Genomic DNA, 12,152 nt, shown 5'->3' with positions numbered 1-12,152 from the left:
ATCTATCAAAGCAAGGGGGCATGGCGGCGGGAGTTGTCTGTTTCATCGGGAGAAACCTCGACGTGAACTGTTTACTCTGCAAGCATTATACTTTCTTTTCCTTTTGATTTTCGTTTAAGTCCCGTTAGTGGTTAAGATCAATAATTCTCCGGCTCAAAAGGTGCGAAACGCAATTGCCATCTACACCAAGACTTATGGTAAGGGCGGAGGAACCCAGCAAGGCTGTTCTATCGGATTCTTGAGAATGAAGTGAGGAAATCTAAACCTGAAGACTAAGCTGTAAAGAGGAAAGCTTCTCGCTGATGGTTTGGCGAGAGGCTTTCCTCTACACTCTTTCCTCTACGCTATCGGCTATTGATAACCACTAAACTACGCACTGACAGTTTCTTTGGCTGCATACATAAGTTCAACGGTGATGACGTTGAAGCCGCGATCGCTCTCAAACTCCAAAACGTTTATGCTTGACGCTGTGCTAACCAAGTCGCTATATCTGTTTCATTAGAAAAGTCTAATAAAGCTTCGCTTAATTCATCTAGAACGGTTGCAGATAAGCTGTTGATTATGGATTGTAAGTCGGGAGCGATCGCGCCGATTTTTCGAGCCAGTAAACGATTAATTATTGCCAATTTTTCTTGCATTCTTCCTTGTTCGATTCCTTCCTGCAAGCTTTGTTCTACTCGCTCGACTCCCCAAGGTAAAAGATTTCCAGATTCATTCCACCACCGCAACCAATTACCAGTTACTTCTGCCTTTGTTCCCTGCCAAACTCCCAGAAATAAACCTATCGATGCTATCAAGTAACGTCCATTCGCATCGGGTTGTCGCAGTTGATAGTGTCCCTCTACTAAATCATGAACTTCTAAAGTCCCATCATTGGGATCAAAAATTACATAAATTGGTACTTGCAAAATGTGTTCGTAATAGTACCATTTGCCGTAGGGATAAGTAGATTTAGCGGAATATTCACTTTGCTCGGTATCTGATAGAAACTCCATGACAACTGCTGGTACATCACCCTCCGCATGAGGCGTATAACTGCGGCGAATAACTCCTGCTGCGACGGGTAACACATTGGGAATGTAAACCCAATCAGGTGCTTTTACAACTATTTTCTCGTTCACATTGGCACAAATACCAAAGTTGGAAGCTATCAGCATGGATGCAGTTATAAAACCAGCTATTTCCAGAATTTCTCTCAGCGCCGATGCTAATAAGGGATGATAGATGTTTTCCACAGGATCGTCTGGTAATTGAAAGTCATCGGGTAGTTTTTCCCATTTGATTGTGTAGGATTTTGGCAGACTTGCTACTTGAGTTTGAGTCATAATTATTAGCGTTCTTTAATATACTTCGTCGTGAGTTTCCATATCAATCAATACAATCAATTCCTCTTCCGCTTCATTATCCTGCCGAAAAGTATAAATAATTCGACAATTATACTCGACCCAACACGCCCATAATCCTTCTAATTGACCTTGCAATTTATGTGCTTTCAAAGATGGGGCAAATGGGTCATTCGCAAGCAATTCCAAAACAGCAAAAATTGTTGACTCAAGCCGGGGATTTTTACGAACAACACGCTTAAAAGCCCGTCGGAAGCTGTTGTCCCAAACCAAAGTTCTCATTCTTGTTCAAGTAAATCAGCTTGAAGTTCAGCAAGTGTGCCACGCTTTGCCGTACCTGATTGGAGAGCTGCTAAAGTCTCAGTTGCATTATTAGCAATTTCTTGTCGTCGCTTTTCAATGCGTCTTTTTTTAATCAGTTCAAATAACAGTTCTTGGTCTTCAGTCGAGAGTTCTTCAACATACTCAATCAGTGTTTGGAAAGATACAGGAACGCTCATCAGCAGTTACTAAGATTAATTGAATGAGTAAAGATCGAAGGGCATCCAGAAGGGATGCCCCTATTAGCAAAAGGCTAATTATGCGCCGACCGCTTCCTTGGCGGCATACATCACTTCTAAAGTGATGACGCTGAAACCGCGATCGCGTGCAAATTTTTCGGTGTTGCGCTTCACTTTGCCGCGCACAAAACCAGGAACTTTGTTCAGTTCTGCTTGCGCTTCTTTGTTCCAACCGAGGTCAGAATCAGCCGAAATACCCTTGGTTATCACTTCCTTGGTGTCGTGTCCGCCAAAGATTTCTAAGAGGTGATCTTCCATTCCCAAAGTGAAGGAATTATAGATTAAATCCGCAATTTGGTTCGTACCTTCATAACCACAGAATGGCTTGTAACCGATGGGGAAATTCTGAACGTGAATTGGTGCTGCAATGACGCCGCAGGGAATATTTAGACGCTTACCGACGTGACGTTCCATTTGGGTGCCGAAGATGGCAGAGGGTTCCACACGAGCGATCGCATCCCCAATTTGACCGTGATCTTCTGTGACAATCACTTCATCGCAGTATTCGCCCACCTGCTCTTTGAACCAGTCAGCATCGTACTTGCAGTATGTTCCCGCCCAGACAACGTGAATTCCCATTTCACGGGCAAGAATTTTCGTGATGGCGGCGGCGTGGGTGCTGTCGCCAAACACGACAGCTTTCTTCCCTGTCAAGTTTTGGCAGTCAATGGAACGGGAGAACCAAGCGGCTTGAGAAACGTGCAAAGTTTGCTCGTTGATGTAGTCTTCGTAGTTAACATCTGCGCCTTGAGCATTAATTATTTCCTGAATTTTGCGGATACAACGCGCTGTTTCCACCACACCCATTGGCGTGATATCTACATAAGGCGTGCCAAATTCTTGCTCCAAGTAACGAGCCGCCATTGGTCCAATTTCGCGGTAAGGAACCAGGTTAAACCAAGCTTTCGGCAAATTCTTGAGGTTGAGAACCGAGGCTCCTTCTGGAATCACTTCGTTAACCTGAATCCCCAAGTCAGCCATCAACCGCTTCAACTCGGTGCAGTCGTGGTGATTATGGAATCCGAGGCTAGAAATTCCGAGAATGTTGACCGAGGGCTTTTCGGTTTTGCCTTCTGGTAAATCGCCTTTTTTCCGGGCTTTCTCAATGTATAACTGCACAATTTGCCGCAGGGTGATGTCAGCAGCTTGCAGTTCATTGACGCGGTAGTGGTTTACGTCCGCCAGCATCACGTCGGATTTGGCTTCCAGGGATGCCCGTTCCACAAAGTTTTGCAGGTCTTCTTGGAGAATGCTGCTGGTGCAGGTGGGAGTTAAAACAATCAGGTCTGGGCGTTCCTCAACATCTTTGCGGGTGATATTGTCCACGACCTTTTCCTGGGAACCACGCGCCAAAACGTTCCGGTCAACAGAACTGATGGTAACTGGGGTGAAGTTGCGATCGCGCTCTAGCATCGAGCGCATGACGTTGAAGTAGTCATCGCCAATTGGCGCGTGCATGATCGCGTGGACGTTCTTAAAGGAAGTGGAGACCCGCAGGGTGCCAATGTGGGCGGGGCCTGCATACATCCAATAAGCCAATTTCATAGAGTTCTCCCTTGGTGCTGATGACTATCGATACTATCTGGAATGAGCTGAAACAGTTAATTTCAAAGGCTAATTGTCTCAGATTGTCTCAAACATCAATGCGACTGTGCTTTAGAGGAATTGTTAACCTTGTAAACATGAAAAAGTGGCTGTAACGTTCTTGATGGCTGGGATGCAAGGTTAGGAAAGTGCGATCGCTCTTTCCTGTTATCGCAATCAATCTTAATTTTTTTCCACATTCCGTTTCAATTACCACCTAGTATTTCCATAGTAACTATAGGCTTATATCTATATAATCGGTAGTAAAAGCAAATTTAAAATCATAAATATATTAAAAAGTCAATAGCTTATTAGCTTAAGAGTGTGATAACTGATACGAGGTCGTAATGCAAATGAAACAGGATTGGGAATGGCAAGCTGCAAACTCTGAGTATCAAACTGCGATCGCAGTCCAAGAACTTTTGAGAGAGGAAAAATGGATGGAAGCAAGCGAGGGTTTAGCTTTTTTAATTGAATCAATGGGAAAATCAAAAATATTGGCGCTGAAAAGTCAGCTAATTCGGCTGATGAGCCACGTAATTAAGTGGAAGTTTCAACCAGGGCTACGTAGTGCTAGTTGGAGCATTAGTATTCGTTCGGCTCGTCTAGAGATTGAAGATATTCAAGAGGAAGTTCCTAGCTTGAATCGAGATTTTATTGAGTCTATTTGGGATAAATCCTTTAGTAGAGCCGTCAAAAACGCTGAGGAGGAAATGGGAATGAAATGTCAATCAACCTCACTTTCTTGGGAAGAGATATTTGCAAAAGAATACAGTTTGTTGCCAGAAGATTAATCTAGCTAAACGCAGTTTTTAAAGCTTCGCGCTGTGCATCTAGCAATTCTTGAATACCCTTTTCGGCTAAATCCAATATTTGATTGAGCTGAGTCCGGTTAAAGGTGCCTTCCTCAGCCGTTCCTTGAACTTCAATGATGTTAAGTTGGTCGTCCATCACTACGTTGAAATCCACCTCAGCAGCGACATCCTCAACGTAGTTCAAATCTAAAACTGGCTCTCCCTGCAACAGTCCCACCGAAACTGCGGCAATTTGATGGCGAATGGGCGATCGCTCTAACTCTCCCTGCTGTATCAGCTTTTCTATCGCGTCTGCAAGCGCCACAAACCCGCCGGTAATCGATGTTGTGCGGGTTCCGGCATCCGCTTGTAAAACATCGGCATCTACCGTTATCGTGCGTTCTCCCAGTGCCTCTAAATCCAGCGACGCCCGCAAACTGCGCCCAATCAATCGCTGAATCTCTTGAGTGCGTCCAGACAGCTTCATAAATTCCCGTTCTTGGCGTTGGGGTGTCGCACCGGGTAGCATCCGATATTCAGCAGTTAGCCACCCTTTGCCGGTGCCTTCTAAAAACTTGGGGACACCCTTTTGAATCGTCGCACTACAGAGAACATGAGTGTCGCCGCAGCTAGTTAGAACCGAACCCGCTGTAAATCGGGTGAACATTCGCTCAAACCGAACCGGACGCAGTTGGTAAAATTGCCGACCATCAGGACGCAGCCAAGACATCGCACTTGCCTCGAAATCCTTGATTAGGATACAGCACTTAGCGGTCAATTTAACCTAATTAATTTGTTGGTTTAACGATCGGCGATGATTTATTTCAGGACTTACGCAAAGCTTATACATATAGCGTTTTTTCGGGTTCAATCCCCCTGTGGTTGCCCTCAGATGTGGTGATGTGCGGTGAGTCCTGATTTGCGAACGACTCACTGCGATAGCCTTCGACTAGGGCGGTGAGTCATTCGCTATCATTTTCGTTCTGCTATTCGCAGTTTAGCGGAGCGAGAGCGGGGATTCTTTTCCAGTTCATCGTCTTGCGGTGTAATCGGTTTTTTGGTTAACACCTGCAATATCGGCGATTCCCTGAAACCATGCTTTACCAAGCGATCTTCTAAACTGTGAAAACTGATGATGCCAATCTTACCGCCTGGTTTGAGCCAGTTGGGTGCTTGATTCAGAAAGGTTTCTAGAGACTTTAACTCATCGTTGACTACAATTCGCAGCGCTTGAAATACCCGTGTGGCAGGGTGAATTCTGCCGTAGCGGTACTGGCGGGGAACGCTATAAGCGATCGCCTCTGCTAATTCGGTCGTTGTCTGAAACGGACGCTTTTCCACAATCGCCCTAGCAATCCGCCGCGACAGTCTCTCTTCCCCGTATTTAAAGAAAATATCCGCCAGTTCCGCTTCTTTCGAGTGATTAATCACTTCGGCGGCGGTCAGCGATTGCCGCTGATTCATTCGCATATCTAACTCAGCTTGGTGGCGAAAACTAAAGCCTCGCTCTGGAAAATCGAACTGAGCAGAACTAACGCCTAAATCCGCAATAATTCCGTCAAATAGTATACCAATTGGTTGATAATTGGTAAAATTGCCATGCCAAAATTGGATGCGTTCCCCAGAATCGTGCAATTGGGTTTTAGCAGCAGCGATCGCTTGTTCATCCTGGTCAATCGCCGTCACCAGAACATCCGGTGCCGCTTCCAGAATTAACCGGCTGTGTCCGCCACCCCCCACCGTCGCATCCAGGTAATGTCCCCCCGGACGGATTGCCAACCCGGCAATTAACTCCCGACTCAGCACCGACACATGAAAAAATGTCGGTGCCTCCGTCTGATTCGTCAAACTCTTGTCAATTTCATCCATCAAAAAAACTTAGCGACGATAAATAGGCGCACCCTCTATTTTGCCTATAATTTTTCCGATTTTCTGGTTGTACCCATTCTCATCGTTCAGATCGTTCAAAATCAGGACATAAACTTGACCTGCAAGCTGGATTTCAGCGACCAGTTTATTTAAAAGTTCGGTGTCGAGATGGGAAAGATTCAACTTATGCCAAGGGTGATGTCGCTTCACACCTAATACATAAAATGGCTTTTCGGGAAAATAATTTACTACTTTCCGCACCAAGTAAGCCTCTTTTATTTGTTCATAACCAGACAGTTGTTCGCACAGTTCTTGCACCGCATCTGCTGGCAAACCGTGGGGTTGAAATTCATTGGTGTGGCTAATCGTCGATCGTTCTTGCCTTGCTCTCAATACTAGCTCGTAGTGATTTTGGGCACGCTTTTGGTAAACATTTGCCGCCTCGATTTGTCCCTGTTGTTTGAGAAAAGCGTAAATTAACTCGCACCCTGAAATCAGATGGTCTGGATTGATAGCGATCGCATGCTCAATGTAATCGATCCCTGCGGCATCTTTTTGTTGTAGCAATATCTGCCCCAGCGCATAGTTAGCCGCCGCGTCATCGGGTTCAGTCGTGACGATATAGCAAGCAATCAGTCGTCACGATATAGCAAGCAAAGCGCAACTCCGAAGGAACCGCAGTCAATTTCCGAATTTGCTAGTCATGTCAAGCTACCTATTTTACTTGTAAACCCAATGTCCCCATAGCGTATGACATCGCCTTGTTCACTAAATCAGACCCCGCTTTTTCGGGTGAACCCACATCGAAGGGTGGGGCTGGATCGTACTCCATCAAGAGTTGAGCGATCTTAGCGGCTTCCTCACCACAAAGCTTTTCAGCAATCACTAAACCAAAATCAATGCCTGCCGTCACACCTCCACCCGTCATGCGATTTCGGTCAATGACGACTCGCTCTGTGCCGACTTCAACACCCAACCCGGCTAGCTGTTCCCGCATCATCCAGTGAGTTGCCGCTCGATAGCCCTGGAGCAGTCCTGCCTTTGCCAAAAACTCAGACCCGCCGCACACAGAGGTAATGAACTTTGCGGTGTTCCCTTGCCGACGAAAAAATTCAAGTACTTCTGGATCATTTACGACTGCCATCTGTCCTAAGCCGCCGCCGACACAGATCACGTCCAAGAGCGGGCAATGGTCAAAGGTGGTATCAGGCAAAATCACCATGCCGTCATCGGTTTTGATCGGGTCTAGCGTTTTCCAGATTCGATGAATCTGGACATGGGGAAGCGCACTGAAAACTTGCTGGGGTCCGACAATATCAAGTGCGGTCATGCCGGGATACATGACCAAACCAATAATGTGCTTTTGTGAGTCAGTCATACATCAATCCTTCTAATAGCGCTTGCAATGAAATCTATCCTTATACTAGGAGTGGCAATCCACCGCGCCTAGTCCTCGATCGAGTACTCTTTGAGGCACTAACAATGATTTCCTTGCAGCTTTTATTTGAAGCCATTAGTCAGGTAAAAGATGAACAAGACCTACGATTCGGCGAAGCCGACGCTTTGCGATCGCAACTCGTGCCAAAAATTGGTGAGTACTTTTCAGCCAAGCGATCGGGGATCTTTTTCTTCGACCAGCTTTTAGCTGATCGCAAGCTTCAAAAAGTACTGAACGTTGCCTTATCCATTGAACACAATCCTGTGGCGCGTTACATAGCAGAGCGCCATACGCCTGTCCATGAAGGATTGGTGACATCACCTAAAGCGTGGGCAATCATTTGTCCTCGTCCCGATCATTGGCATGTGATGGCAGGACCAATTATTGATCAGGGTCACTTAGTAGGGGCTGTGGGCTGCACCCGTGAAAAATCAATGCCTGCCTTTGATGCCCAAGATTTAGCTGATTTGAGTGCCATTTGCTTACACCTATCGGTTTGGACAGCAATCGTGCGATTCGCGCAAAGCGCAGCTTTGGCACCTCAGTACCAACCGTTGAACACCCATCGCTTAACGTCTCGTGAGTTGCAAATTGCCAACTTGGTGGCGTTGGGTCGAACCAACACAGAAATCGGGTCTGAACTTTGGATTACCGAGAATTCTGTCAAGCAGGCTTTGAAGCGAATGTTCCGTAAGCTTGAGGTTTCGTCTCGTACAGAAATGCTTGCACAGCTTTCGGCGACACAACACCATTTTCCAAGTGCAAAGCCATCTCCATCTAACTTGGCGCTGAACACTCAGCAGTAACCTTTCGCGGCGTTGCTTAAATCATTACTATTTCAGCAACGCCGGATTCTCTACGTTGTGCCAAAATTCCCTTTGGTTAAATGCAGCTCGACTTTAAGCGCATCCTGCGGACAAAGCTCCATATAATTAAGGGAGCGAAACAAAAATAAACACTCAGTAGTAAACAGACAGTACCAGCCGGAGTAATTTTGGCGTGTTTACGAAATTTGAGGTGCGGCTGCCCAAATCGGCTTCAAGGAGAGATGGCTGAACTATGGCAAAGATAGAAACTAGAACCGAACCGATGGTGCTGAACATGGGTCCGCACCATCCCTCCATGCACGGAGTGCTACGACTTATCGTTACTCTGGATGGAGAAGATGTCGTGGATTGCGAGCCGGTTATCGGCTACCTGCATCGCGGTATGGAAAAAATTGCCGAAAACCGCACCAACATCATGTACGTCCCCTATGTCAGCCGGTGGGACTACGCAGCGGGAATGTTCAATGAGGCTGTCACCGTTAATGCGCCGGAAAAACTAGCAGATATCTCAGTTCCCAAACGCGCCAGCTACATCCGCGTCATCATGCTGGAATTGAACCGCATCGCCAATCACCTGCTGTGGTTGGGACCGTTCATGGCAGACACGGGCGCTCAGACTCCCTTCTTTTATATCTTCCGCGAACGGGAGATGATTTATGACCTGTGGGAAGCCGCCACTGGTTATCGGATGGTGAATAACAACTACTTCCGCATTGGGGGAGTTGCCGTTGATTTGCCCTACGGGTGGATTGACAAGTGCTTAGACTTTTGCGAATACTTCCTGCCGAAAGTTGACGAATACGAGCGCTTGATCACCGACAACCCCATCTTCCGCCGTCGCGTGGAAGGCGTGGGCACTATCAGCCGCTCTGAAGCGATCAACTGGGGACTTTCTGGCCCCATGTTGCGTGGTTCTGGCGTCAAGTGGGACTTGCGGAAAGTTGACCACTACGAATGCTACGACGACTTCGACTGGCAAGTGCATTCGGAAACTGGCGGTGATTGTTTCGCCCGCTACGTGGTGCGGATTCGGGAGATGCGCGAATCTATCAAGATTATTCGCCAAGCTATCAAAGGACTTCCCGGTGGTCCTTACGAGAACTTGGAAGCCAAGCGTATGGCAGAAGGGCCAAAATCTGAGTGGAATGGCTTTGACTACCAGTACATTGGTAAGAAAATCGCTCCCACTTTTAAGATTCCCAAGGGCGAACATTACGTCCGTGTCGAGAGTGGGAAAGGTGAGCTGGGAATCTATATCATTGGCGATGATAATGTCTTCCCTTGGCGTTGGAAGATTCGTGCCGCCGATTTCAACAACCTGCAAATCCTCCCTCATATTCTCAAGGGTGTAAAACTTGCCGATATTGTGGTGATTTTGGGTAGCATCGATATCATCATGGGGTCGGTAGACCGCTAAAAAAAGCAAAAGGCAAAAGTAGGTCGGGAAATCTCCACCTAAAAAGTCTGGAACTTAAAAAGTGGCAGCGGATAGGTAGCGAATGTAACTGAATATATTGTCGGTTAGAGGAGATAGTTTAACTGTTTCTCAAGCTGAGCAAATATTCATTACAGTAGTTACAAAATTTCGTTGCTACTTTTTTTGTTAAGGGTTTGTTAATGGCTATGCCTGATATTACTCAAATACTTTTGGCTGCTAAAAAAGAAAAAGGGTTAAGCTTTGTCGATTTGGAAAAGGCTGTTGGACGCGACGAAGTCTGGATTGCAGCAGTGATGTATCGTCAAGCAAGTGCTTCTGAAGATGAGGCAAGTAAACTGATCTTCGCCTTAGAAGTTGACCCGATTTATATTACCGAACTAACAGAATGTCCGCTGAAAGGATTGGGGCCAATTGTACCCACTGACCCTCTAATTTATCGGTTTTATGAAATTATGCAAGTGTATGGAATGCCGCTAAAAAGCGTCATTCACGACAAGTTTGGTGACGGCATTATGAGCGCGATTGACTTTACTTTGGATGTAGAAAAAGAAGAAGATCCCAAGGGCGATCGCGTGAAAATCATTATGTCGGGCAAGTTCCTCTCCTACAAAAAGTGGTAACTCGTTGGTAGGGTTTGGGAAAGGAAGGGCAATACTGAGGATCTTGGACTCATATCTTGCACCTGACATCTTGCACCATTCTCAACAAGCCCCAAATCCCGCCCGGAACTCAAGTTCCGGGCTAATAGCTCAAGTCCATTTCAATGGACTGAAGTTCTTCCCCAGTCCACGTTTGGTGGACTTGAGCTATAAGCTGTGGGGTTTGAACCCCTGGCGGGTTAATGCGATAGGTGCAAGATGTGAGTTTAAACGGGTTGCGAGCTTTTAGCCCAAACTTTAGTTTAGGGCTGAAGTCAGCTACCGATGCGGGAAGCGATCGCATCCCTGCAATACTCTCCAAAACTCTTGAACCTCAACCTACAAGATTTGTCAATCAGTCAGCGATCGCATCCTCAGCGCTACTCAAGTCGCACTATTTTAAACACGGTAATTATCTACTTATTCGTCATCCGTCCTAGGGCAGATGCAGACGGATACTTGCCAACTGCTATCAATTCTTGTCGCTCTACAATCCGCTCATCGTTGTTAAAATCTAGAATTCGTGCAGTTACTTCACCAATATCTGTTAACGATTGAATCGCATTGTCATCTAGTCGAAAATGCTCCCCCCAAAAGTCTCGACGTGGGTTGAAAAACCGCACAAGTTCCCCAGTCTGCCAAACAATAGAACCTAGATCGGTTCCTTTATTGAGATTACAGAAAACACAAGCATAGGCAAGATTATCTGCTGTTGTTGAGCCACGGTGTTTCAAGCTAATAATATGGTCAACTTGAAAGCTTAAGCCGTCTTCATCTGGAATAAGGCAATATTCGCAAAGGGAATCAGCACGATTGACGACTAAACGTCGAAGTTCTGCATTAATGTAATTCCGAGCCATTTTGAATACTTATTCAGCGCTAATGTACGTATAAGCCCGTGCTTTTGCCAGCCTCATTATATGTTCTAGCGTCAGGAAATGGTCTAATTCTCTCTTTTCATCTGGGGTCAATTCTCCTGCTTTGTGTTTATCAACCAGGTCTTCTAAACGTTCTTGTGCTGCTTCTGATAGCCGAAAATTGATGACACTTTGAGGAGTAGTTCCAGCAGCAATGAAGTCAATAATTTCATCATAGACTTTGGTTGTCTTTACAGATGCGGTCATGAGTTCATCTCCATTTTTCTCTAATTTTACCGATCTAATTCTGCCAATTTCTTTTTAGCAAACTCCTTCACTTTGTCGTCTGGGTCATTCTCTGCGCTATCCTGCAACAGCGTTAGAGTCTGGGGATGGTCAGGATAATTTTTGATAATTGCCTCAAGTGCAGTTTGCCGAGGATTGCCTTCAAATTCAAAGTCGTACTCACGGTTAAATGAGTCGTTGAGGGCGCGATCGCACAAAAATTCAAACATCCCAGTGTCTTCCTTCCAACCACGGGCTAATTCTTGCACCGCCGCACGTCGCACATCCGAATTGTCATCGGTTTGCGCCCGTTGTTTGAGCCAAGGTAAGGTATCCGGGTCTTCTTTCCAACCACGGGCTAATTCTTGCACCGCCTCACGTCGCACAACCCAATTGTCATCGGTTTGCGCCCGTTGTTTGAGCCAAGGTAAGGTATCCGGGTCTTCTTTCCAACCACGGGCTAATTCTTGCACCGCCGCACGTCGCACATCCGAATTGTCATCGGTTTGCGCCCGTTGT

At 46.2% G+C, this 12,152-nt stretch carries 16 protein-coding genes; 4 read left to right on the top strand and 12 right to left on the bottom strand.

The features are described 5' to 3' along the window. Positions 1–455: 455 nt before the first annotated feature. The 4 genes from AC2VDX_RS03545 to bchB all read right to left on the bottom strand — a co-directional run bounded on the left by AC2VDX_RS03545 (position 456) and on the right by bchB (position 3,448). Positions 456–1,325, bottom strand: a complete 870-nt coding sequence (locus AC2VDX_RS03545) for a DUF4351 domain-containing protein (RefSeq protein ID WP_378175198.1) — start codon at positions 1,323–1,325, stop codon at positions 456–458. Between the two features lie 15 nt (positions 1,326–1,340). Continuing rightward, positions 1,341–1,625, bottom strand: coding sequence for a type II toxin-antitoxin system RelE/ParE family toxin (locus AC2VDX_RS03540; protein ID WP_378175196.1), 285 nt, complete (start codon positions 1,623–1,625; stop codon positions 1,341–1,343). Further along, positions 1,622–1,843, bottom strand: a complete 222-nt coding sequence (locus AC2VDX_RS03535; protein WP_378175193.1) for a hypothetical protein — start codon at positions 1,841–1,843, stop codon at positions 1,622–1,624. The genes AC2VDX_RS03540 and AC2VDX_RS03535 overlap by 4 nt, the downstream gene beginning before the upstream one ends. 78 nt (positions 1,844–1,921) lie before the next feature. Continuing rightward, a complete protein-coding gene (gene bchB, locus AC2VDX_RS03530) occupies positions 1,922–3,448 on the bottom strand; it encodes a ferredoxin:protochlorophyllide reductase (ATP-dependent) subunit B (protein ID WP_378175190.1) in 1,527 nt (508 codons plus the stop codon). A gap of 386 nt (positions 3,449–3,834) precedes the next feature. Here bchB and AC2VDX_RS03525 point away from each other — a divergent pair, with 386 nt between their 5' ends. Next, entirely contained in the window at positions 3,835–4,281 is a 447-nt protein-coding gene (locus tag AC2VDX_RS03525; protein WP_378175187.1) for a DUF29 domain-containing protein, read from the top strand. A gap of 1 nt (position 4,282) precedes the next feature. Here the strand turns inward: AC2VDX_RS03525 and rph are convergent, their stop codons facing one another. From rph to AC2VDX_RS03505, 4 genes are all read right to left on the bottom strand, one after another. Continuing rightward, positions 4,283–5,011: a ribonuclease PH gene (rph, locus tag AC2VDX_RS03520; RefSeq protein ID WP_378175184.1), complete on the bottom strand. Its 729-nt coding sequence runs from the start codon at positions 5,009–5,011 to the stop codon at positions 4,283–4,285. 242 nt (positions 5,012–5,253) lie between these two features. Further along, entirely contained in the window at positions 5,254–6,150 is an 897-nt protein-coding gene (gene rsmH, locus AC2VDX_RS03515) for a 16S rRNA (cytosine(1402)-N(4))-methyltransferase RsmH (protein WP_378175181.1), read from the bottom strand. A gap of 9 nt (positions 6,151–6,159) precedes the next feature. Beyond that, a complete protein-coding gene (locus AC2VDX_RS03510; protein WP_378175178.1) occupies positions 6,160–6,717 on the bottom strand; it encodes a hypothetical protein in 558 nt (185 codons plus the stop codon). Positions 6,718–6,865: 148 nt separating this feature from the next. Next, on the bottom strand, positions 6,866–7,528 hold the full coding sequence (locus AC2VDX_RS03505; RefSeq protein WP_378175175.1) for a DJ-1/PfpI family protein: 663 nt from the start codon (positions 7,526–7,528) through the stop codon (positions 6,866–6,868). Between the two features lie 104 nt (positions 7,529–7,632). On the opposite strand from AC2VDX_RS03505, the gene AC2VDX_RS03500 reads away from it, so the two are divergent. The 3 genes from AC2VDX_RS03500 to cynS all read left to right on the top strand — a co-directional run bounded on the left by AC2VDX_RS03500 (position 7,633) and on the right by cynS (position 10,473). Beyond that, positions 7,633–8,394: a LuxR C-terminal-related transcriptional regulator gene (locus AC2VDX_RS03500; protein WP_378175172.1), complete on the top strand. Its 762-nt coding sequence runs from the start codon at positions 7,633–7,635 to the stop codon at positions 8,392–8,394. 253 nt (positions 8,395–8,647) lie between these two features. Continuing rightward, complete coding sequence (locus AC2VDX_RS03495; RefSeq protein ID WP_378175169.1) at positions 8,648–9,832, top strand: NAD(P)H-quinone oxidoreductase subunit H; 1,185 nt, start codon at positions 8,648–8,650, stop codon at positions 9,830–9,832. Positions 9,833–10,032: 200 nt separating this feature from the next. Continuing rightward, the gene (gene cynS, locus AC2VDX_RS03490) at positions 10,033–10,473 is read left to right on the top strand and encodes a cyanase (protein WP_378175166.1); all 441 of its coding nucleotides are present in this window, start codon (positions 10,033–10,035) and stop codon (positions 10,471–10,473) included. A gap of 121 nt (positions 10,474–10,594) precedes the next feature. Here the strand turns inward: cynS and AC2VDX_RS03485 are convergent, their stop codons facing one another. The 4 genes from AC2VDX_RS03485 to AC2VDX_RS03470 all read right to left on the bottom strand — a co-directional run. Next, positions 10,595–10,813: a hypothetical protein gene (locus AC2VDX_RS03485; protein ID WP_378175163.1), complete on the bottom strand. Its 219-nt coding sequence runs from the start codon at positions 10,811–10,813 to the stop codon at positions 10,595–10,597. A gap of 94 nt (positions 10,814–10,907) precedes the next feature. Continuing rightward, the gene (locus AC2VDX_RS03480; protein WP_378175160.1) at positions 10,908–11,351 is read right to left on the bottom strand and encodes an HNH endonuclease; all 444 of its coding nucleotides are present in this window, start codon (positions 11,349–11,351) and stop codon (positions 10,908–10,910) included. 9 nt (positions 11,352–11,360) lie between these two features. Beyond that, a complete protein-coding gene (locus tag AC2VDX_RS03475) occupies positions 11,361–11,615 on the bottom strand; it encodes a hypothetical protein (protein ID WP_378175158.1) in 255 nt (84 codons plus the stop codon). A gap of 26 nt (positions 11,616–11,641) precedes the next feature. Further along, on the bottom strand, positions 11,642–12,152 hold a 511-nt coding region (locus AC2VDX_RS03470; RefSeq protein ID WP_486928098.1), incomplete at its 5' end, for a HEAT repeat domain-containing protein.

Source organism: Coleofasciculus sp. H7-1 (assembly GCF_057473865.1).
The sequence above is the reverse complement of the archived record's forward strand: the minus strand, read 5'-3'. Positions and strand labels throughout refer to the sequence as shown.